The sequence below is a fragment of the Arthrobacter sp. ZGTC212 genome, assembly GCF_002929255.1.
In the GTDB taxonomy this organism is placed as follows: domain Bacteria; phylum Actinomycetota; class Actinomycetes; order Actinomycetales; family Micrococcaceae; genus Arthrobacter_B; species Arthrobacter_B sunyaminii.
Genome location: NZ_PJIJ01000003.1, coordinates 600,866 through 622,447, shown reverse-complemented (window position 1 = coordinate 622,447; position 21,582 = coordinate 600,866). Strand labels below are relative to the sequence as shown.

The 21,582-nt window shown below is 64.1% G+C and carries 21 protein-coding genes and 2 tRNA genes; 6 read left to right on the top strand and 17 right to left on the bottom strand.

Annotation, left to right across the window (positions count from 1 at the left end):
- The first annotated feature begins 110 nt into the window (after window positions 1-110).
- Window positions 111-584, top strand: coding sequence for an Lrp/AsnC family transcriptional regulator (locus tag CXQ89_RS15005; protein ID WP_104161816.1), 474 nt, complete (start codon window positions 111-113; stop codon window positions 582-584).
- A 72-nt stretch (window positions 585-656) separates the two neighbouring features.
- Here CXQ89_RS15005 and CXQ89_RS15000 read toward each other — a convergent pair whose 3' ends face one another.
- On the bottom strand, window positions 657-2,264 hold the full coding sequence (locus CXQ89_RS15000; RefSeq protein WP_372434155.1) for a cation acetate symporter: 1,608 nt from the start codon (window positions 2,262-2,264) through the stop codon (window positions 657-659).
- Window positions 2,265-2,278: 14 nt separating this feature from the next.
- Window positions 2,279-2,650, bottom strand: coding sequence for a DUF485 domain-containing protein (locus CXQ89_RS14995; protein WP_104055351.1), 372 nt, complete (start codon window positions 2,648-2,650; stop codon window positions 2,279-2,281).
- A 222-nt stretch (window positions 2,651-2,872) separates the two neighbouring features.
- Between CXQ89_RS14995 and CXQ89_RS14990 the strand changes: the two genes are divergently transcribed.
- The 4 genes from CXQ89_RS14990 to CXQ89_RS14975 are packed head-to-tail and all read left to right on the top strand — an operon-like array spanning window position 2,873 to window position 6,788.
- Window positions 2,873-4,084 (top strand): sensor histidine kinase, encoded by a 1,212-nt coding sequence (locus CXQ89_RS14990; protein ID WP_104161814.1) that lies wholly within the window; start codon window positions 2,873-2,875, stop codon window positions 4,082-4,084.
- A gap of 10 nt (window positions 4,085-4,094) precedes the next feature.
- Window positions 4,095-4,847 carry a LytTR family DNA-binding domain-containing protein gene (locus CXQ89_RS14985; RefSeq protein WP_104161813.1) on the top strand — a complete coding sequence of 251 codons (753 nt, stop codon included), beginning with the start codon at window positions 4,095-4,097 and terminating at the stop codon, window positions 4,845-4,847.
- Window positions 4,844-5,272 carry a hypothetical protein gene (locus tag CXQ89_RS14980; RefSeq protein WP_258060120.1) on the top strand — a complete coding sequence of 143 codons (429 nt, stop codon included), beginning with the start codon at window positions 4,844-4,846 and terminating at the stop codon, window positions 5,270-5,272. The genes CXQ89_RS14985 and CXQ89_RS14980 overlap by 4 nt, the downstream gene beginning before the upstream one ends.
- A gap of 31 nt (window positions 5,273-5,303) precedes the next feature.
- Window positions 5,304-6,788: a cation acetate symporter gene (locus tag CXQ89_RS14975; RefSeq protein ID WP_104161812.1), complete on the top strand. Its 1,485-nt coding sequence runs from the start codon at window positions 5,304-5,306 to the stop codon at window positions 6,786-6,788.
- 50 nt (window positions 6,789-6,838) lie between these two features.
- On the opposite strand, the gene CXQ89_RS14970 is transcribed toward CXQ89_RS14975, so the two are convergent.
- The 6 genes from CXQ89_RS14970 to rpsB form a co-directional block, all read right to left on the bottom strand.
- A complete protein-coding gene (locus tag CXQ89_RS14970) occupies window positions 6,839-7,417 on the bottom strand; it encodes a DivIVA domain-containing protein (RefSeq protein WP_104055347.1) in 579 nt (192 codons plus the stop codon).
- 134 nt (window positions 7,418-7,551) lie between these two features.
- A complete protein-coding gene (locus CXQ89_RS14965) occupies window positions 7,552-8,451 on the bottom strand; it encodes a phosphatidate cytidylyltransferase (RefSeq protein WP_374952993.1) in 900 nt (299 codons plus the stop codon).
- A 74-nt stretch (window positions 8,452-8,525) separates the two neighbouring features.
- Window positions 8,526-9,083 (bottom strand): ribosome recycling factor, encoded by a 558-nt coding sequence (gene frr / locus CXQ89_RS14960; protein ID WP_104055345.1) that lies wholly within the window; start codon window positions 9,081-9,083, stop codon window positions 8,526-8,528.
- A gap of 282 nt (window positions 9,084-9,365) precedes the next feature.
- On the bottom strand, window positions 9,366-10,097 hold the full coding sequence (gene pyrH / locus CXQ89_RS14955) for a UMP kinase (protein WP_104055344.1): 732 nt from the start codon (window positions 10,095-10,097) through the stop codon (window positions 9,366-9,368).
- Window positions 10,098-10,232: 135 nt separating this feature from the next.
- Window positions 10,233-11,072, bottom strand: a complete 840-nt coding sequence (gene tsf / locus CXQ89_RS14950) for a translation elongation factor Ts (protein ID WP_104055343.1) — start codon at window positions 11,070-11,072, stop codon at window positions 10,233-10,235.
- A gap of 135 nt (window positions 11,073-11,207) precedes the next feature.
- Window positions 11,208-12,077, bottom strand: coding sequence for a 30S ribosomal protein S2 (gene rpsB / locus CXQ89_RS14945; RefSeq protein WP_104055573.1), 870 nt, complete (start codon window positions 12,075-12,077; stop codon window positions 11,208-11,210).
- A 483-nt stretch (window positions 12,078-12,560) separates the two neighbouring features.
- On the opposite strand from rpsB, the gene CXQ89_RS14940 reads away from it, so the two are divergent.
- Window positions 12,561-13,082: a murein hydrolase activator EnvC gene (locus tag CXQ89_RS14940; RefSeq protein WP_258060119.1), complete on the top strand. Its 522-nt coding sequence runs from the start codon at window positions 12,561-12,563 to the stop codon at window positions 13,080-13,082.
- Window positions 13,083-13,266: 184 nt separating this feature from the next.
- Here CXQ89_RS14940 and CXQ89_RS14935 read toward each other — a convergent pair whose 3' ends face one another.
- From CXQ89_RS14935 to CXQ89_RS14895, 9 genes are all read right to left on the bottom strand, one after another.
- Window positions 13,267-14,451, bottom strand: coding sequence for an acyl-CoA dehydrogenase family protein (locus CXQ89_RS14935; protein ID WP_104055341.1), 1,185 nt, complete (start codon window positions 14,449-14,451; stop codon window positions 13,267-13,269).
- Window positions 14,452-14,665: 214 nt separating this feature from the next.
- Window positions 14,666-14,739: transfer RNA gene (locus tag CXQ89_RS14930), tRNA-Ile, on the bottom strand.
- 101 nt (window positions 14,740-14,840) lie between these two features.
- A complete protein-coding gene (locus tag CXQ89_RS14925) occupies window positions 14,841-16,040 on the bottom strand; it encodes a glycosyltransferase (protein WP_104161809.1) in 1,200 nt (399 codons plus the stop codon).
- On the bottom strand, window positions 16,037-16,978 hold the full coding sequence (locus CXQ89_RS14920) for a DMT family transporter (RefSeq protein ID WP_104161808.1): 942 nt from the start codon (window positions 16,976-16,978) through the stop codon (window positions 16,037-16,039). The genes CXQ89_RS14925 and CXQ89_RS14920 overlap by 4 nt, the downstream gene beginning before the upstream one ends.
- A complete protein-coding gene (locus CXQ89_RS14915) occupies window positions 16,978-17,598 on the bottom strand; it encodes a CDP-alcohol phosphatidyltransferase family protein (RefSeq protein WP_104161807.1) in 621 nt (206 codons plus the stop codon). The genes CXQ89_RS14920 and CXQ89_RS14915 overlap by 1 nt, the downstream gene beginning before the upstream one ends.
- A 31-nt stretch (window positions 17,599-17,629) precedes the next feature.
- Window positions 17,630-18,418 (bottom strand): phage holin family protein, encoded by a 789-nt coding sequence (locus CXQ89_RS14910; protein WP_181032380.1) that lies wholly within the window; start codon window positions 18,416-18,418, stop codon window positions 17,630-17,632.
- 96 nt (window positions 18,419-18,514) lie between these two features.
- On the bottom strand, window positions 18,515-19,951 hold the full coding sequence (locus CXQ89_RS14905) for a sugar porter family MFS transporter (RefSeq protein ID WP_104161805.1): 1,437 nt from the start codon (window positions 19,949-19,951) through the stop codon (window positions 18,515-18,517).
- A gap of 227 nt (window positions 19,952-20,178) precedes the next feature.
- Window positions 20,179-21,348, bottom strand: a complete 1,170-nt coding sequence (locus CXQ89_RS14900) for an NADP-dependent malic enzyme (RefSeq protein ID WP_104161804.1) — start codon at window positions 21,346-21,348, stop codon at window positions 20,179-20,181.
- Window positions 21,349-21,508: 160 nt separating this feature from the next.
- Window positions 21,509-21,581: transfer RNA gene (locus CXQ89_RS14895), tRNA-Asn, on the bottom strand.
- Between the last annotated feature and the right edge of the window lies 1 nt (window position 21,582).

Below are 21,582 nucleotides of genomic sequence, written 5' to 3'. Positions count from 1 at the left end.
CCCGGATAGGTGTGACACTACTCACACTCATCAGGTGGCACAACCATCTGCGCTATTGCTGAGCACTATGCCCTACGAGTCGCTGGCGGGCCGTGCTAATCTTTCGCACTATGCGCCTGCTGGACAGTACCGACACCCGACTGCTTCTGGCGATGGCAAAGGATCCCCGGCGCACTGTCGTTGCGCTGGCCACCGCCCTCGGCATCTCCCGCAACACCGTCCAGGCGCGGCTGACGCAGCTGGAAAAGAAGTCGGTGTTCCTGTCCTTTGAGCGCCGGATCAGCCCGGCCGCCCTGGGCTATCCGCTGATGGCTTTTGTTCACGTGCATGTGCAGCAGCAGCGCCTCGCCGAGATTACGGCGCAGCTGGCCGGCGTCCCCGAGGTGGTGGAAGCGCACGGTTTGACGGGCGATGCAGACATCCTGCTGCGGGTGGTGGCCGAAGATGCCGAGGACCTGTTCCGGGTGAACAAAGCGATCCTGGCCGTCCCCGGCGTCGAGCGCTGCGACACGAACCTCGCCATGGGCGAACTCATTCCCTTCCGGGTGTCGCCGCTTCTGGAGCGCGGCGAGGCCGGAGCCTGAACCCAAAACACCCGGGTTCCGTACCGAAGTACGGAACCCGGGTGCCCCCCAACGTTTTGAGGCCGGACCGGGTTAGTGGTCCACTGCCTTTTCCGCGCCGACGCCGGTCAGCGAGCGGACTTCCATTTCCGCCTGCTTCTGCGGCGACTCGTCGTCCTTGCCCAGGACAGTTCCGAGCCAGCCAAGGAAGAAGGCCAGCGGGATGGAAACCAGTCCCGGGTTGTTCAACGGGAAGATGGAGATGTCGATGCCCGAAACCATGGATGTCTCGGCACCGGAGAAGACCGGCGACAGAATGATCAGCACAATGGCCGAGATCAGCCCGCCGTACATGCTCCAGATGGCGCCCTGGGTGTTGAAGCGGCGCCAGTAGAGCGAGTACAGGATGGTGGGCAGGTTGGCGCTGGCCGCCACGGCGAACGCCAGGGCCACCAGGAAGGCAACGTTCTGCCCCTGGGCGCCGATGCCGCCGAGGATGGAGACCACGCCGATCACCAGCACCGTGCGGCGGGCAACCTTAACCTCGCCGTCCGCGTCCACTTTGCCCTTGCGGATGACGTTGGCGTAAATGTCATGGGCAAAGGATGCCGCCGCCGTGATGGTGAGCCCGGCCACCACGGCCAGGATGGTCGCGAAGGCCACTGCGGAGATCAGTCCCAGCAGCACCGGGCCGCCGAGGGCGAACGCCAGCAGCGGGGCCGCAGAGTTCACGCCGCCGGGAGCGGAGGTGATGGTCTCGGCCGGGATCAGCGCAGCGGCACCGTAGCCCAGGATCAGGGTGAACAGGTAGAAGATGCCGATCAGCCAGATGGCCCACACCACGGAGCGGCGGGCTTCCTTGGCCGTGGGCACTGTGTAGAAACGCATCAGCACGTGCGGCAGGGCGGCAGTTCCCAGCACCAGGGCCATGCCCAGGGACACGAAGTCCAGGCGGGTGGTGCCGGTCTTGCCGTACTGCAGGCCCGGGTTCAGGAGCTCCGGATTGCCGGACATTTCCACCGCGGAACCGAGCAGTTCGGACAGGTTGAAACCATTGATCGCCAGGACCCAGATGGTCATGATGCCGGCGCCGGCAATGAGCAGGCAGGCCTTGATGATCTGCACCCAGGTGGTGCCCTTCATGCCGCCGATCAGTACGTAGATGATCATCAGGGCGCCAACCACGGTGATGACCAGGGACTGGCCGATCTTCGAGTCGATGCCCATCAGCAGGGAGACCAGCCCGCCGGCGCCGGCCATCTGGGCCAGCAGGTAGAAGAAACAGACGGCGAGCGTGGTGATGGCCGCAGCAATCCGGACCGGGCGCTGCTTCAGGCGGAAGGACAGCACGTCGGCCATGGTGAACTTGCCGGTGTTGCGGAGCATTTCGGCCACCAGGAGCAGTGCCACCAGCCAGGCCACCAGGAAACCGATGGAGTAGAGGAAGCCGTCATAGCCGTTGATGGCGATGGCTCCCACGATGCCCAGGAAGGACGCCGCCGACAGGTAGTCGCCGGCAATGGCAGTGCCGTTCTGCGGTCCGGTGAAGGACCGGCCTGCAGCATAGTAATCGGCCGCAGTTTTGTTGTTGCGGCTGGCCCGCAGCACGACAATGAGCGTCACTGCCACAAACAGGCCGAAGATCAGCATATTCAGCCAGCCGGTTTCCCGGACGGCCTCGGCGGACACCTCGGCCGCCATGATGTTCACCGTGCTCATTTGGTCTCCTCCGGACGGCGGACGCCCTTGGCCTCAAGTTTTTCGCGCAGGTCCGCAGCAATGGGGTCCATGCGGCGGTTGGCGTAGCTGACGTACCACATGGTGATGCCGAAGGTTGTGACGAACTGCAGCAGGCCCAGGATCAGCCCGATGTTGATGTTGCCCCAGACCTGGGTGGACATGAAGTCGTGGGCGTAGTCCGCCAGCAGCACGTACGCGAAGTACCAGAGCAGGAAAACCACGGCCATCGGGAAAATGAAACTGCGCTGCCGCTTGCGCAGCTCCTGCAGCTCCGGAGATTTTTGAACCTCCGTGAAATCGACCGGCGCCGCATGGGCGCCGGATCCGGCGGGTTGCTGTTTTGCCATCGCTCCTCCTTGAGTTGGGCACGTCCCGGCAACCGTCCCTTGGGACAACCGGCTCCGGACAGCACGCACGTACAAATTGTGATCAGCATCACCCTGCTACGAATGGCGCCGGTGCACCAGATTCTCCGGCGCTGCCTCGCTGAACGGTCATTCCCCTGCGGTAAGCGGTCCGGCCTGCCGCGGCGAGCGGTGCTGCCGGCGCCGGCGGCTAGGCTAAAGGGCATGTTCAGCCCCGCCGTCGATATCGCCGTGATCTGCGCCTTCGCAGTGCTCACGGTGGCGGCCATCGCTGCGCTGGGCTACCGCCTCAGCCGCTCGCAGCGGGACCTCGGCTCTGATACTGAACGGGCCGCCTATGCCGCGCTCCACACCGCCACCCTTGCCTCGCGCCATTTGCGTACCGGACTCACGGCCTCCGGCGCCGGCAAGGCCGCCCGGCACCTGCGCGCACTGCTGGGCTGCGACACGCTGATCCTTGCCGACGCGGCTGCCGTCCTGGCCTGGGAGGGAACATTGCCGGACGGCCCTGCCCCACGCGCCCGGCTGCTGGCAGCCTCCGCCGCGGTGCTGGAGAGCGGCCGCACCCGGGTCTTCCGCGGCGCATCACTGCGCACGCTGGGGTTCGACGACGACACCGGACAGCTGCTGCTGTGCCCGCTGCAGGTAAACCGGCAGACCGTGGGCACGCTGGCCGTTTTTGCGCCCGCTGTAAGCGCCGGACTGGTCCGGGCCGCCAACGACGTGGCCGGCTGGGTGGCTGCCCAGATGGAGCTGGCCGAGCTGGACACCTCACGCACCCTGCTGATGGAGGCGGAGGTGCGCGCGCTGCGGGCGCAGATCAGCCCGCACTTTATCTACAACTCGCTCAACGCGATTGCCTCCTACATCACCACGGATCCGGTGCGGGCGCGGGAACTGGTGGTGGAGTTCGCGGATTTCACCCGCTATACGTTCCGGCGCAGCGGAAACTTCACCACTGTCGCCGAAGAGCTGCAGGCGATCGACCGCTATCTGCTCCTGGAGCGTGCCCGTTTCGGTGAACGCCTGAAGATCAGCCTGCAGATCGGCCAGGAGGTCCTCGGCACCGTCATCCCCTTCCTGTCCCTGCAGCCGCTGGTCGAGAATTCGGTGCGCCACGGGCTGGAAGCCGCCGACGGCGAGGGACACATCACGATCACGGCCACGGATGCAGGCGCCATGGCGGTCATTACCGTCGAAGACAACGGCGTAGGCATGGACCCCGATTATCTGCGGTCCGTCCTCGCCGGGCATGCTGAGGGCGACCACGTTGGCCTGCGCAACGTCGACGTCAGGCTGCGCCAGGTATACGGCGAGGATCACGGGCTGGTCATCGACACCGCCCCGGGCGCAGGCACCCTGATTACCATGCGCATCCCCAAGTCGCAGCCGGGCCACCGCACCCGGGTCTTGTAACCTGATTCACATGTCAGCTCTTGGTAAACCCGGTACCCGGCAGATTTCCGTGGTTGTGGCCGATGATGAACTGCCTGCCGTCAACGAGCTGGCGTTCCTCCTGGGCAAGGATTCCCGGGTTGGCGAAATCCACCGGGCCTCCAGCGGCGCCCAGGCGCTGAAACTCGTGGAAAGCCATGCCGTGGACGCGGTGTTCCTGGACATTCACATGCCGGCGTTGTCCGGGCTGGATATTGCGCGCGTGCTGGGGGCCATGGAACGTCCGCCGGCACTGGTGTTTGTCACGGCGGATGAGGAACAGGCACTGGCCGCCTTCGACCTCGCTGCTGTGGACTATCTGCTCAAGCCGGTCCGTCCGGTGCGCCTGGCTGAATCAGTGCGCCGAATCTGTGACCTGGTGGCGGAAGCGGCAGCCGGGGACAGCGACGTCGTCACGGTGGTTCAGGGCGGCACCACCCGCATCATCCGCCGGGAAGACATCCTGTATGTGCAGGCGCAGGGCGATTACGCCCGGCTCCACACGGACACTGCGTCCTATCTGATCCGGGTTCCCCTCACCGAGCTTGAAGAACAGTGGGCGGAGGCGGGTTTTGTCCGCATCCACCGCTCCTATCTGGTGTCCCGTGCGCACATCCGGCAGGTGCGGGTAGCCGGCGGCCGCGCCGGCATCACTGTGGGATCCGCCGAACTGCCGGTCAGCAGGCGCCACCTGCCGGGAGTACGCAGCACGCTCTCCGCCAGCCGGGTGCGTGCCCGCTCATGAACGGTGAACCCGGTGCGGACACCTCCGCTTCCTCCACCAACGCTTCCCCGGCGGCCGGCGGACAACCGCAGCGCGTGCGGGTGAGGGCTGCGCGGTCCGCTCCGGCTTCCGCTGCGGCCTACACCGTCTCGCGGGAACTGGACGAGCAGACCGAAGTGGGTGAGCTGTTTATCGGTTCACTGATCCGTTCCCAGCTGCGGCTCGCGCTGGTGGTGGGCGGGGGTTTCATGGTGATCCTGCTGGGCGTGCCGGTGCTGCTGGCGTTCCTCCCGGTAGTTTCCGGCCTGACGCTCTTCACTGTCCCGCTGCCCTGGTTCCTGCTCGGGGTGGGCGTATACCCGCTGGTGATCATCTGCGGCGCACTGTATGTCCGCAGTGCGGCCCGGAACGAGCAGCGGTTCCTGGATTTGGTTGATGACGCCTGATGCCGGTGCTTTCTAATCCAGGACGGGCGGCATGAGCCCGGCGGCAGGCTATGCGGCCCTGGCAGCGGTCACCGCCGCCACGCTGCTGATCGGTGTCTACGGGCTGCGCATTTCCCGCACCACCGGGGACTTCTATGTTGCCTCCCGCACCGTCCGTCCGTGGTGGAATGCCTCAGCCATCGGCGGCGAGTATCTGTCCGCCGCGAGCTTCCTGGGTGTGGCCGGGCTGATCCTGGTCTCCGGCGTGGATGCCCTCTGGTTCCCCATCGGCTACACGGCCGGCTACCTGATGCTGCTGCTGTTCGTAGCCGCACCGCTGCGCCGGTCAGGGGCGTACACCATCGCCGACTTTGCCCAGGCCCGGCTCGAATCGCTGCCCGCCCGCCGCATCACCACTCTCCTGGTGATCGCCGTCGGCTGGCTGTACATTGTGCCGCAGCTGCACGGAGCGGCCCTGACCATCCGGATCACCACCGGGCTGCCGGGATGGGTGGGATCCGTGGCCGTGGTGGTGGTGGTCTGCCTGAGCGTGATGACCGGCGGAATGCGCTCCATCACCTTTGTCCAGGCCTTCCAGTACTGGCTCAAGCTGGTGGCCATCGCGGTGCCCGTTCTCTTTGTCCTCTTTCGGCTTTCCCGCGAAGGTTTGCCCTGGACCGACGGCGGTGCGGCCTTTGCCGCCGCACTGGACCCCCAGACGCATGCGTCCCTCTACCGCAACATATCGCTGAGCATCGCACTGCTCTGCGGCACCCTCGGCCTGCCGCACGTCCTGGTGCGTTTTTACACGAATCCCGATGGAAGCTCGGCCCGGCGGACCACTCTGATCGTGCTGGGCCTGCTCTCGCTGTTCTACGTGTTTCCCATCATCTATGGGGTGCTCGGCCGCATCTACACTCCGGATCTGGCCGCCGGCGGTTCGGATTCCACAGTGCTGCTGCTGCCGGGCCGGGTGTTCGACGGCGCCCTGGGAGACCTGCTGTCGGCGCTGGTTGCGGCGGGGGCCTTTGCGGCCTTCCTGTCCACCACAAGCGGGCTCGTAGTGTCACTGGCCGGAGTGCTCAGCCAGGATCTCTTCCGCGGCAGTGTCGGCGGGTTCCGGCTCTCAGCTGTTCTGGCCGCCGTCGTGCCCCTGGGGCTGGCGCTGCTGACCAGCTCGCAGGCACTGGCGGGCAGCGTGGGCATGGTGTTCGCTTTCACCGCATCAACCCTGTGTCCGCTGCTGGTGCTGGGCATCTGGTGGCGGGGGCTCACCGCCCCCGGAGCCGTGGCGGGCATGGTCACCGGAGCAGTGCTGTGCGGAGGCGCCATGGTGGCCGGCGGCGTGCTGGCCACTGCCGGCGGGCCGGTGCCGGTGTGGCTGGAGCAACCGGCGGCCTGGACCGTGCCCGCTGCGTTTCTGATGACCGTGGTGGCCTCCAGGCTGCGGCCGGACCTCGCACCTGCGGGTGCCGCGAAGATCCTGGCACGGCTGCACACGCCGGAACGGCCGCATGCCCCTAAGCGTCGGAGCTGAGGACGGAACTGCGGCGGCGGACCAGCCGTTCCGCCGCCCTTCAGGCGAAGCTAGTCGATCGACGCCATCAGTTCCACAACGCGGTCAAGGAACACGTCAACCTGCGTTTCTTCATACCCTTCGGGGCCTTTGGCCTCGCGGAAGACGGCACGCCGCACCACGTCGACGCTCAGGGGCTTGTCATTTTCAAAGTATCCGAGCAGTTCGTTGCAGAGCGCATCGACGTCCTGCACGTTGTAGCTGGGCACCTTGCGCCGGCTGGGGCGGCGGAACCGTTCCCCGGGCTTCCGGTGAAGCCGGCCGCGCAGGACGGCCGAGGTGCGGCCAATCTGCATCAGCCAGGCTTCTTCGCCCTTGTCTTGAATCAACTCATCTCTTTCACGCTGTGCAAAGACGTCTTCGAGCCGGTCCAGCGCGGCGTCCACGGCCTGCGGTTCGTATCCGGCCTTGGCCGGATCAAACGCCATGGACCGGACGTTACGGCTGGTGATGGCCGTTGCGGCTGGATTTTCGCCGTTGTAGTAGCTGCGGGCCTTCGCCAGAAACTCGTCAACCTGGCGTGTGTTGTACCCGTATTCCCGACGCCCCACACGCTCGAAAGGGGCGCTGGCCTGCCGCGCTTCGTCCATGTCTTACTGTTCCTCTGTGGTCATGCCGCTTGCCGAGACTGATGGAAAACCTGTCACTATCCTACGTTGCCGCACCTCAGGGACCTGTTCGGCCCGCCACCGGTGCCTGATGGCTGCGGATCAATCTGCTGCCGCTAAGCCCCAGGCACCAGCAGCACCGAAAGCATGAAGACCACGGGTGAGGCAAAGACCACGGAGTCCAGCCTGTCCATGATGCCTCCGTGCCCGGGCAGCAGGTTGGACATGTCCTTGACGCCGAGTTCGCGTTTGATCATGGACTCGGAAAAGTCTCCCGCCGTTGCCGCGGCAACCGTGGCAACAGCGAGGACAAGGCCAAACCACCACGGCTGGTCCAGGAAATAGAGCGCAGCAATAATGCCCACTACGGTGGCGCCGGCAGCCGAGCCCGCAAATCCCTCCCAGGACTTTTTCGGACTGATCTTGGGAGCCATCGGGTGCTTTCCGAAGATTGCCCCCACGAGGTATCCGAAGGTGTCGTTGGAAACCACCAGCAGCAGCAGCACGGCAACACGGACCTGGCCGCCGGGCTCCCCCAGCAAAAGCATGGCGAAGCTCAGCATGAAGGGCACCCAGAGCAGCACGAAAATGCCGGCGAGGATGCTGCGCACGGCGTCGTCCGCGGTGTCGATGGTGCGCCAGAGCAGGAGCGCGACGACGGACGCCACAAGGGCAAAAGCCAGCGCCTCGCTGCCGCCGAAGTAGGCAGCAAAGGGCAATGCCACGGTTCCGACCAGGACCGGAACCATGGGCACCTTGATGCTCCGGACTTCCAGCGCCCGGCTCACCTCCCAGACGCCCACGGCGGCAAAGACCGTGGCGATGGCTACGATCGCGAAGGGAAAGAAGAGCAGCCCGGCCAGCAGTGCCCCGAGCAGGACGACGCCGACCCCAATGGCGGCGGGCAGGTTACGCCCGGCTTTGGAAGGTTTCGCCGGGGCCTTGGGCATTTTGCCCCGTCCGCGCTTGGATGGCTTTCCCGGTTCAGGAGAACCGGTTCCTTCGGTAGCACTCATGTCCGTGGCCTTTGCTGCCGGATCAGTCTCAAGGGACGCACCGCCAGCCTTGCTGTGAGGCTGGTCGTTGCTCATCAGACCTCGAGCAGCTCGGCTTCCTTGCGCTTGAGCAGATCGTCGATGGCCTCGGTGTGGGCCTTCGTCTGCGCATCGAGGTCCTTCTCGGCACGGGCGCCGTCGTCCTCGCCAATTTCGCCGTCCTTGACCAGGCGGTCCAGGGCGTCCTTGGCCTTGCGGCGGATGTTCCGGACCGAAACCTTGGCGTCTTCGCCCTTGGTCTTCACGATCTTGACGTATTCCTTGCGGCGGTCCTGCGTCAGCTCCGGCATGATCACCCGGATGACCTTGCCGTCGTTGGACGGGTTGGCACCCACCTCGGAATCGCTCAGTGCCCGCTCAATGGCCCGGAGCGCAGTGACGTCATAGGGGGTGATCAGCAGGGTACGGGCATCAGGCGTCGCGAAGGACGCCAGCTGCTGCAGCTGGGTGGGAGATCCGTAGTAATCCACCAGAACCTTGGAGAACAATGCGGGGGTGGCACGGCCGGTGCGGATCGTCGAAAAATCCTCCTTGGCCACTTCCACCGCCTTGTCCATTTTGTCGGTGGCCTCTTTCAAGGTTTCGTCGATCATGGTGTCTCCTAACACACAAAAAATGTCCACGCTGTGGTGGCTGGGCTCTCTTATTCATCCTAAGCCAAAAGGGTCAGGGTTCCCTGCACCGAGCTTGCGAGGTGGAGGGGGGACCCTCTGGCGCAAAAGGGTCAGGGTTCCCTGCACCGAGCTTGCGAGGCGGAGGGGGTGGGGCCTGCAAGGCCTGGAACGGCGGCAACGATATCCCGTCGGCCGCGGACGGCCTCCGGAATAATAAAGCCGCCTTCCTCCAGGCCTCTCCGGCCCCAGGCTCCCGGTCCGCTAGTTCGAAACGACGGTGCCGATCTTCTCACCGCGGATGGCGCGGGTGACGTTTCCTTCGCCTTCCATGCCAAAGACCACCATGTTCAGGTCATTGTCCTTGCACATGGTCATGGCAGTCTGGTCCATGACGCGGATGTCCTGGCGCAGGGCGTCGTCGTATGTCAGCGTTTCCAGGCGGGTGGCTTCGGGATCCTTGTTGGGGTCCGCGGTGTAGACACCGTCCACCCCGCTCTTGGCCATCAGGACCTCATCGGCGTGCACCTCAAGGGCCCGCTGGGCCGCCACGGTATCGGTGGAGAAGTAGGGCAGGCCTGCACCGGCACCGAAGATGACCACACGGCCCTTTTCCAGGTGCCGGATGGCGCGCCGCGGAATGTAGGCCTCGGCAACCTGTCCCATGGTGATGGCGCTCTGGACACGCGTTTCGACGCCGGCCTGCTCCAGGAAATCCTGCAGAGCCAGGCAGTTCATCACGGTGCCCAGCATGCCCATGTAGTCCGCACGCGAACGGTCCATGCCGCTCTGTGAGAGTTCAGCGCCGCGGAAGAAGTTTCCCCCGCCCACAACGATGGCGACTTCCACTTCACCGACCGTGGCGGCGATCTGCTTGGCTACGGCGCGGACCGTGTCGGGGTCGACACCCAGCTTCCCTCCGCCGAAGACTTCCCCGGACAGCTTGAGCAGTACGCGTCGTCGCGTCAAATCGGTGTCTTTCAGGACGTGGGCCATGGTGCCTCCCGGGCTTAGGAAAGTTCTTAGTACAGAATTTTGAGAAAGGTTTTGGGCAAACAAAAGGGGCGGCCACCTTGGTGACTGCCCCTTTTGCTCATGATGACGTGTCCGTCAGGTCCAGTGCCTTGTGGGCTAGGCGCCTACGCGGAAACGGGCGAAACCGGACGGTGCGGTTCCGGCCTCTTCGAGGACCTTCGCAACGGTCTTCTTTGCGTCCTTCGCGAACGGCTGGTCCAGCAGAACGATTTCCTTGAAGAAACCGGTCAGGCGGCCTTCGACGATCTTGGTCAGCGCGGCTTCGGGCTTGCCCTCGGCGCGTGCCGTCTCGTCTGCGATGCGGCGTTCGTTCTCCACAGTCTCGGCGGGGACTTCGTCCCGCGTCAGGTAGGTGGGAGCGTAAGCAGCGGTGTGCACGGCGATGTCATGTGCAGCAGTCTTGGCAGCATCGCTGTCGCCGTCGACGGCGAACAGGACGCCAACCTGAGCAGGCAGATCCTTGGAGGTCTTGTGCAGGTAAGCATCAACGGCCTTGCCCTCGATGCGTGCCACGCGGCGGACAACAACCTTCTCGCCCAGGATTGCGCCTTCTTCGACAACAACCTCGGACAGCGGCTTGCCGTCAACGTTGTAGGCGAGGAGGGTTTCTGCGTCGGCAGCACCGGACTCAACAGCGGCAGCCAGAACCTTGTCGGCCAGTTCGATGAACTTGGCGGACTTGGCAACGAAGTCAGTTTCGCAGTTCAGCTCGATCATGACGCCGACGGTGCCGTCGATAACCTTGGCAGCAACCAGGCCCTCTGCGGTGGAACGGCCTTCGCGCTTGGTTGCGCCCTTGAGGCCCTTGATGCGGATGAGCTCCATGGCCTTGTCGGCATCGCCGTTGGCCTCGTCCAGAGCTTTCTTTACATCCATCATGCCGGCGCCGGTGCGCTCGCGCAGTGCCTTGATGTCAGCAGCGGTGTAGTTCGCCATTTGGACTCCAGTCCTCCCGTTATAAGTTTTGGTGAGATTCCGCCAGAGCGGCTGGCCGGAAAGTTCCGGCCAGCCGCGCCAGCAGATACCCTTGGGTTCCCGCTGGCAGGCAGCCGGAACCCAAGGAACTTCTATTTACTTCTCTGTTGCGTCCGCGGCGGGAGCTTCGGCAGCGGCCTCGGCCGGAGCTTCTTCAGCAGCCGGAGCGGCCTCAGCCGGAGCGGCTTCGGCGGCGGGTGCTGCTGCGCCTTCGAGGAGCTCGCGCTCCCACTCAGCCAGCGGCTCAGCCGCAGCTTCCGTGTTGCCGGACTTGTTGTGGCGGGCGATGAGGCCCTCAGCAACAGCGTCAGCGATAACGCGGGTCAGCAGGTTGACGGAGCGAATGGCGTCATCGTTGCCCGGGATCGGGAAGTCGACGTCATCGGGATCGCAGTTGCTGTCCAGGATGGCAACAACGGGGATGTTCAGCTTCTTGGCCTCGTCAATGGCGAGGTGTTCCTTCTGGGTATCAACGATCCAGACCACGGACGGAGCCTTGGTCAGGTTGCGGATGCCGCCGAGGTTGGTCTGCAGCTTGGTGAGCTCGCGCTTCAGCAGCAGCAGTTCCTTCTTGGTGTGGCCGGAGCCGGCAACGTCGTCGAAGTCGATCTCTTCGAGTTCCTTCAGACGCTGGATGCGCTTGGCAACGGTCTGGAAGTTGGTGAGCATACCGCCGAGCCAGCGCTGGTTCACGTACGGCTGGCCAACACGGGTGGCCTGCTCGGCGATGGCTTCCTGAGCCTGCTTCTTGGTACCGACAAACAGTACGGTTCCGCCGTGGGCAACGGTGGCCTTGACGAACTCGTAGGCGCGGTCGATGTAGGACAGCGACTGCTGGAGGTCGATGATGTAGATGCCGTTGCGCTCGGTGAAGATGAAACGCTTCATCTTCGGGTTCCAGCGACGGGTCTGGTGTCCAAAGTGGACGCCGCTGTCGAGCAGCTGGCGCATTGTAACGACGGGCATGTCGTCACTCCTTCCGGCAGCGGATCGGCGTGCCGAAGCACATGTTTCCTGCTGCCAATTGACGGTTGATAGCTGTACACCCGGGCGGGTGAAGCTCCTGGTGCCCATCAGCTGAAACAGCATGCATCTCCTGCCGGCTTACCGGACCGATGGAGAGGCACCCCGGCTTTTCCATGGGAAAGGTCGGGATAATTGGGGCACGCGTAGTCAGATTCCAGTGCCGGACACGCGCTTGCGTTTCGGTGAAACACGGGCGGCATCCCCCTGCGGGCAGGGAACATGGCACAGCAAACTGCTTCGTCAACTATACACCAGCTCGGGGGACGTTCCGCCCTCCCCAGGGTCCGGCACCGCGGCCGGAGCGGCAAGGTTTTCCACCGCCGTCCAGAAAGCCCCCGACGGGGCCCCGCCGCCGGTTCATGATGGGGCATGATCACGCGATCCCGGGGCCGCAGCTTACTGGCTGCTCTTCTCATACTGCCCGTGTCCGCCTCGATGCCGATCCAAGCCCTGAGCCCTCCGACGCCGGCCGCAGAACCCCGGGCCGGCGCCTCCCGCGTCGCCACGACAGCCTACGAGCCTGCGTGGAGCTGGCCCCTCTCCCCTGCCCCGCAGGTTATCCGGGATTTTCGGGCGCCGCCGCAGCGCTGGCTGGCCGGTCACCGGGGAGCTGACCTCGCGGCACTGCCCGGGGCGCAGGTGCTCAGCCCGTCAGCAGGGACCGTGGTCTTTGCCGGCTGGGTGGTGAACCGGCCGGTCATGACGGTTGATTTGGGCGGAGGGTTGCTGGCGAGCTTTGAACCGGTGGACGCTTCCGTGTCCACCGGGGACTCGGTCACTGAAGGCGAGGTTATCGGCGTGCTGGCGGAGGCACCGTCTCCGGGCCACTGCGCGGTGTCCTGCCTGCACTGGGGCGTGCGGCTGAACGGCGACTACGTCAATCCGCTGATCTACGTGACGGACCGCAGACCTTCGGTGCTGCTGCCGCTGCAGCGGGGCCGCTGACCTGTCCGCTTCGAGGGAGGACTGATCCGTGAACGCGCGGGTCCGTCAACTCAGTGGTCCATTAACCGTTCCGTTAACGCACTGTGGCCAGCCCCCGGAGGGACTGACCACATGTCAGGAACAGCGCCAGGCCCGAAGAACTCCCGGCGGAAACCGCCAGGCCGGACCGTCCGCATCCTCTGCTTTAGACGAACGCGGCTACCCCGGTGATGGCACGGCCGGTGACCAGCGTGTTGATCTCGTACGTTCCTTCGTAGGAGTAGATCGCTTCGGCATCGGCGAAGATCTTGGCCATTCCGTAGTCCGTAACGATTCCGTTTCCGCCAAGGATGCTGCGGCCCAGCGCCACCGACTCGCGCATGCGTGCCGTTGTGAAGGCCTTGGCCAGTGCGGACTGTTCATCCTTGGCCCGGCCCAGGTCTTCCAGCTGCGCCAAACGGACCATCATGCCCATGGAGCTGACGGTGTTTCCCAGGATCTTGACGAGCTGCTCCTGGACGAGCTGGAAGGACGCAAGAGGCTTACCGAACTGCTGGCGCTCCACGGCGTACTTGCGGGCCACATCGAAGGCGGCCATTTGCTGGCCCACAGCCTGCCAGGCCACGGCAAGCCGGGTGACCTTGAGGACCTTGTTGGTGTCCTTGAAGCTGTTGGCGCCCTTCAGGTGGAAGTCATCGCTAACCACCACGTTGTCCAGGACAATATCGGCATTCTGCACCGTGCGGAGGGCAATCTTGTTCTCGATCTTGGTGGCGCTGTAGCCCTCGGTCTTGGTGTCCACGAGGAAGCCCTTGACCTGGTTGTCTGCAACGTCGCGGGCGTAGATGACCACCCAGTCGGAGAACGTGGCGTTGCCGATCCAGCGCTTTTCGCCGTTCAGAATCCAGTTGTCGCCATCGCGGCGGGCCGTGGTGCGGGTACCGCCGGCAACATCGGAGCCGCCCAGCGGCTCGGTCAGTCCGAAGGCGCCAATCTTCTTCATCGCATAGATGTCGGGCAGCCAGGCAGCCTTCTGCTCCTCTGAAGCCAGCGCTTCGATGGAGCCGGTGAACAGGCCGTCGTGCACACCCAGGAATGTTGCAAAGGAGGTGTCGGCACGGGTGAACTCGGCGTGGCAGAGACCTGCGAAGAGGTTGGAGTGGCCCTGGCGGTAAACCGGGCTCATGACGTCCAGCTCGGCGATTTTCGGGATCATGTGGTGCGGGAATTCACCGGCATTCCACCAGTCCGCAGCGTGCGGAGTGACCTCTGCCTTCAACCAGGCGCGGACCTCAAGGAGGCGGTCCCGCTCCTTGTCCGAGAGGAGCTCTTCAAATGCGTAGAAGTCGCCGTCCGCGTACGGGAGATTGTCGACGTCGATAGTTGCCATGGAAATATCCTTCGCTGCTGATCATCAGTGATCTGTAGGCTGTGAAGCCGGTCTCACCCATGTTACCCATCGGTAACATGATGTACAACACGATCGCCTTCTGCGGGTGCAGGACTGCCGGCCTGCCGTGCATAAGAAAACACCCCGGTCAGAAGACCGGGGTGTTACCTATGTCGCGACTCATTCGGAAATGATGTCTCGACTCATCACAAAGTAGGGCTGGTGGGGCTTGAACCCACGACCCACGGATTATGAGTCCGCTGCTCTGACCAGCTGAGCTACAGCCCCTCGACGCCCGCACGCGGGCAGTGCTGCGACGAACGCAACATGGACATCCTAGTGGCAGGCATGTCCCTCCCACCAATCCGGCGGGAGGGACACACGGCGAGCTAGAGGGTTCCCTGGTCCAGAGGCCGTCCGTAGTACAGGTCCTCAAAGGTGGACAAGGTGGCGTCCAGGCTGTGGCGCTCGACCATCGAGCGGCTGTGCGCGCCCATTGCGGCCCGCTCGGCGGAGTCTAGTTCCAGGATGGACGTCAGCCGGTCACTGAGTTCATCGCTGTTGCCTGGTTCAAACAGGTAACCGTTGCGCCCCGGGTCCACGAGGTGCGGCAGTGCCATCGCATCGGCCAGCAGTACCGGGGTGGACGCCGACATCGCCTCAAGGGTCACTAGCGACTGAAGTTCAGCGGTCCCGGGCATGACGAACACATCGGCCCGCTGATAGGCCCGCCGCAGGTCAGCGTCGGAAACCAGGCCATGGAAGACAACCCTGCCCTCTAGTCCCAGCCGCTTCACCTGCGCCTGCAGACTGCTCTTGACCTCGCCGCCGCCAATAATGTCGGCGCGGACGTTCAAATGGGCCGGCACCTTCGCCACGGCATCGATCAGCACGTCAACGTGCTTTTCCTCCGCCAGTCGGCCAACAAAAAGCACGGTGGGGTGTTCGTGCGCTTCGATTATCTCGCCGGGCTGCAGTTCGTAGACCGATGCATCGATGCCGTTGGACAGGGGCAGCACGTCGGACAGGAAGGCATGGTCATGCATGGCCTTCGCAGCCAGCGGCGTCGGGGTGGTGACAACCGCGGCACGGCCCATGACCTTGCCCATGTCCTTCCACGAGTTCTTGGCAACGATGTTCTTGAACCAGCGGGGGAACGGCAGGAAAGGGTCAAGGTTTGCGGGCATGAAGTGGTTGGTGGCAATGACGCGGATCCCCCGCTTTTCCGCCTCGTACAGCGTGTACTCCCCCACCATGTAATGGCACTGGATATGGACCACATCGGGCTGCACCCGGTCGAAGAGCAGGCTGATTTCCTTTTTGATCTCCCACGGCAGGCAGATGCGCCAGTACTCGTGGGTGGGGACACCGTGTGACCGGAGCCGGTGCACGGGCCAGTCTCCGTCCAAGTCGCTGCGGCTGCCGCCGTCGACGTCGTTAGGCGCGAGAACGTGCACGTCATGGCCGCGTCCGTTCAATCCGCGCGCCAGCCGGTAGCCGAACTGGGCGGCACCGTTCAGGTGCGGCGGGTAGGTGTCGCACGCAATGAGGATGGTCAGCGGTTTGTCGGCCGATGCGTCGTCGGTCACAGGGAGCCCCTCTTTTGGTCTTTCGAAGTTTTTGCGGCACCTTGCTTTTGCCGGCGCCGTGCCTCTGCCCGCCTCTGGATGACGTCCGGATGGTACCGGGACAGGGCAACGACCCCCACGATAGCAATCAAAGCTGCGACCCCCATGGCAACGGCCGCAACAGCAGGCACATCGGGCACCAGTTCATGAAGCACTCCGATGCCGATGGCGATGCCCACCATCGGATCAATCACCGTGAGCCCGGCAATCACAAGATCCGGCGGGCCGCTGGAGTAGGCGCTTTGCACAAACCAGGCCCCGAGCCCGCCGGCGACGGCGATGCCCAGAAGCGTGTACCACGGGACGTTGAACAGGAACCGGCCGTTGGGATTCAGCAGATCCGCCGCAATGACCTTGGTCAGTACCGCCACAAAACCGAACAGGACTCCGGCGCCCACGATGAAGCCGATGGCGCCGATCCGCCGCCCGAACATTGCGTTCAGTGTGCCGAAGAACACCACGGCCACTGCCAGGATCAACACGATGGTCAGCTCCTGTGCGGGCCGCACCTCCTGCTGGTCCCGGGTGACGCCGACGGCGAGGGAGACAAACAGTGCGCTGCCCACCACGCACGCCACGATGGAGACGACGGTAATGCGGTTCATCCGCAGGCCCTGGTCCCTGGAATTCACGATGGTGGTGATCACCAGCGCGATCGAGCCGATGGGCTGGACCACGGTCAGCGGAGCCAGTGTCAGCGCCGTGACATTCAGGGCGGTACCCACCCCCAGCAGGAACAGTCCCAGCAGCCAGCGGGGATTGCGCAGCAGCCGCAGCAGCTGCGAAGAACGCAGCTCCAGTCCGCCCGTGTCGGCGCTGACCGCGCTTCCCTGGCGCTGGGCACCAAAGGCCAGGAACACCGCGCTGGCCAGGGCACACGTGATGGCGATGCCGACCATTAGCCGTTCCCGGCCGCAGCGCGTTCCCGGGCATGCTTATTCCAGGACGCGCGCAGATAACCTGCCGCTGCAAGAATGTGGCCAATGCAGCCGAGCAGAAGCACTGCCGTCCCCGCTGCGGACAGCCAGGCGTATTCAAATCCCGGGACCCGCTGGAGCAGCAGCATCGGCGCGCCGAGCAGAAGCAGGGCAGTCCGTATCTTGCCGATGTTGCTTACGGGGAGATTGGGACTGCCCCGGAACAGCACGAGGGCGTTAATGATGAGGACGGCGTCCGGAATCACGATGGCCAGGACCAGCCATGACGGAGCTATTCCATCCACCACGAAGGTTACTGCAACAACGATCAGCGCCAACCGGTCAGCCACCGGGTCCAGCCACTTGCCCACCCGGGACACCTGCCCCAGCCGGCGCGCCAGATATCCGTCCACCCAGTCGGTGGAACCCACGGTCACGAGGGTGATGAACGCCGGCCCGTACTCGTCACGGACGATGAACCAGACAAACAGCGGTACTCCGAGAAAGCGAAGGACCGTGATCAGGTTCGGAAGGGTCCAGAAGGTGTCCAGTTCCGCTGGCGCACGGCCCGGGCGCGTTCCCGCACCGATCACTCTGATCACGGCCCACTCCCCTTGTCAGCGATGATGGGACCTATTTTTGTGAGAGCCTGCGCATCATGATGACCATGGCCAGCAGTGATGCCGCCAGCACCGTCAGCGGCTGCCAGCGTTCCTTGATCAGGGCCATGATTTCGTCGCTGGAGGACGCGGAGCCCTGCCCGTCGGTGCCGGAGCTGCGGTGCTGAGCGGCGCGGCGCGCCTTGAGCTCCCGGATCTGTTCCTTGACGTCGGCTTTCTCACCCAGTCCGTCCCGGACGGCGGCCATGTGCTCGCGGCGCTGCCGGGTGCGGGTCCGCAGTTCCTCGGGCGTGGCCTGCTTGGGGGCGTCGTCGTCGTTCTTCTTCTTGTCTTTGTCCTTGTTCTTGTCCTTGGGCTCCGCAGGCTTCTTCTCCAGCGTGGCCGGGTCGAAGCTGCGTCCTTCCTTGAGGACCCCAAGGTCATACCGAAGGCCATAGATGGCTTCCTCGGGAAGCAGCGGCAGGGTCTTCTTGAACCGGCTGTATCCGATCAAACCACCCACTGCGGCGATGATCAGGAACAGCAGGGCCACCAGCAGCGCGGCAAGCCACCCCGGCATGATGGTGCCCAGGCCAAGGATCGCGGCGACAACCAGCGCAACGGCCAGACCGGCGATGAAGAGCAGCGCAATCACCATGAATGCTGCGGCGATTCCTGCCTTGATGCCCTTCTGCTTCATTTCGGCAGTGGCCAAGCCAAGCTCATCCGTCAGCTGGCGGGGGGTCAGCCGGGCCATTACTTTCGCTAAACCGACCAGCGAGGAGTTCCCTGCGGTCCTTCTTGTACTAGCGGAGCGTTTCATGCGCCCAGCCTCCGTCCCCTGATTATTCTTCGCCGTTGCCATTACCCAAAATTACCATTGTCCTCACCTTTCACATTGTGAACAGGGGGAACCCGCCTACGTGGTTTCCAGACCTTCCCGATCTTCGAGGTCCCGGCCTGAGAACTCCGGCAGCTTTGTCTTGACGAACCAGAACGAGATCACGGCAAAGATGGTGAAGATGGCGTACATGATCCAGACCCCAAAGTTGTCGCTCACCCAGGGGAAGGAAAGGGTGACTATGAAGTTGAAGATCCAGTTGACCATCGCTCCCAGCCCAAGGGCCAGCGAGCGGATGTTGTTCGGGAAGACCTCGCCGAGGGTGACCCACATGACCGGTCCCCAGGTAGCGGCAAAGAAGATGACGAAGAGGTTCGCGCCCACGAGCGCCACCGGTCCCCATATACCGGTCAGTTCCACGCTGTCGCCAATACCTTCGGCCTGGGAGAAGGAGATCGTTGCCATCAAAAGGCCCACGAACATGCCCGCGGAACCAATCATCAGCAGCTTGCGGCGACCGATCCTGTCGACAAAGGCAATGGCCACAATGGTCATAACGACGTTGATGACGGAGGTGATGACCGACGTCGTGAACGAGTCGCTTTCGCTGAATCCCACGGACTTCCACAGTGTCGTGGAGTAGTAGAAGATGGCGTTGATGCCCACCAGCTGCTGGAAAGCGGCGATGGCCATGCCAACCCAGAGGATCGGCTGGAGTCCGAACTTCGGGCCGCGCAGGTCCTTGAAAGTGGGCTTCTTGCTGTTGAAGCTCTCCCTGATCTGTCGGATCTTCAGGTCCGTGTCCTGAACCCCGGAGACCGAGCGCAGCACCCTCGCCGCGTCTTCGTCCCGGTTGTGGCGGACCAGATACTGGGGAGATTCCGGAATGGTCAGGGCCAGCACACCGTAAACGATGGCGGGAAGGACACCAACCAGCAGCATCCAGCGCCACGCCGCCAAGCCCCACCACAGTTCTCCGAGGGCGCTGCCCGCGGTATCAGCCAGGAAAGCGTCGGACAGCAGCGCGGCAAAGATGCCCAGGGTGATCGCCAGCTGCTGGACCGAGCCCAGCGCTCCGCGCCACTTGCTGGGGGCAACCTCAGCGATGTAACCCGGTGCGATGACGGACGCGGTACCGATGGCGAGGCCTCCCACCAGACGCCACCACATCAGGTCCCACTCGCTGAAGGCATAGGCGGAACCCACGGAGTTGGCGGCGAACAGAATGGCAGCGCCCACCATGACCTTCTTGCGCCCCAGCCGGTCTGCCAGCTGACCGGCAAACCAGGCGCCCGCTGCGCAACCCAAAAGAGTGATGGCGACCGTAAAGCCCAGAATCCCGGGGCTCAGTGTAAATTCTTCGCCAATGGCGTCCACGGCGCCGTTGATCACCGCCGTGTCAAACCCAAACAGCAGGCCGCCCACTGCTGCCGCCACGGTAACTGCAATCACCTTGAACGGGTGGGCCACCTTGTCGGATTCACCCGGGTGAGGCTCTGGCTGGCTTGCGCCCATTGAAGGTTCCTCTGTCTCTCGTAGATGTTGTGAAAGTCCCGCCCCAAACCTACTAATCCTACGCATAACCCTAGGCACGAAGGGCCTAGGTGGGAACAGGCCGAGAAGCAGAGGCCTTGTCGCTGCGGCGAAAGCAGTGCCGGGGCGGACTTTACAACCGCCGAAAAACGCTGCAGGCCGCCGATGTCCTGCGTGCGGCGGCCTGCAGGGGCGTTTTTTCCGTAAGGCTAGCGGTCCCGTGCGGCGGCGGCCACTGCTGCTGCGACGGCCGGCGCGACTCGGGGGTCCAGCGGGTTGGGAACGATGCAGCGGGCGCTGAGATCGGCTCCCACCAGGTCTGCGATGGCTGCAGCGGCGGCCACCTTCATGGCCGGGGTGATTCGCCGCGCACCGCTGTCCAGGGCGCCGCGGAACACCCCCGGAAAGGCCAGCACGTTGTTAATCTGGTTCGGGAAGTCGCTGCGCCCGGTGGCAATCACGGCGGCATAGCGTGCAGCCACCTCGGGATGGACTTCCGGATCGGGATTGGAGAGGGCAAAAATCACCGCATCCGGGGCCATGGTGGCCAGAACTGCCTCATCCACAGTGCCGGAGGATACTCCGATGAAGACGTCCGCATCGTTGAGGGCTTCAGCGGCTCCGCCGTCCACGCCTCGGGGATTGGTCCTGGCGGCCAGGTCAGCCTTGACTCCGGTGAGATCCGTTCGTCGCTCAGAGAGGATCCCGCGCGAATCGAGGACCACCACGTCCCGGATTCCGGCCTCCAGCAGGATGTTGGCGCAGGCCACTCCCGCGGCGCCGGCGCCTGAGATCACCACCCGCAGGCCCTCCAGCGGGCGGTCGACGACGCGCGCAGCATTGCGCAACGCGGCGAGAACCACGATGGCGGTGCCGTGCTGATCATCATGCATGACCGGGCAGTCCAGGGCTTCGATGAGCCGCTGTTCCAACTCAAAGCAGCGCGGTGCGGCAATGTCTTCGAGGTTCACGGCACCGTAGCTGGGCCGCAGCCGCACCAGCGTTTCGATGATTTCATCAACGTTGGTGGTGTTTAGAACCAGCGGGATGGAATTTAGCTTGCCAAAGGCTTTGAACAGTGCAGATTTTCCCTCCATCACCGGCAGGGAAGCAGAGGGACCGATGTTCCCGAGTCCCAGCACTGCCGTACCGTCGCTGACCACAATCACCAGCCGGGAGGCCCAGGTGTAGGTGTCCGCCAGTTCGGGATCTGCGGCGATCGCCCGGCTCACCTCGGCGACCCCGGGGGTGTAGGCGATGGACAGGTTCCTGATGCTGTCCAGCGGAAGCCGTGATTCAACAGATAGCTTGCCGCCCTCATGCGAACCGAAGATGTCCCCGGTGCTGATGGGCTGCCGGGCATGTGCGTGTGCTGTCATGACGAGGCTCCTGCCGATGTTGCCGGAAAAGGCAGTGAGACGGCCGGCGGGGAATGTCCGGGACTGGCCGTCGTCGGCAAACTATCGACCCACTGTAACCGCAGAAGATATAAAAAATGACCCCCTGGGAGGCATTTTCAGCCTCGCAGGGGGTCTCTTGCTCCTCCGACTGGACTTGAACCAGTAACCCTTCGATTAACAGTCGAATGCTCTGCCAATTGAGCTACGGAGGAA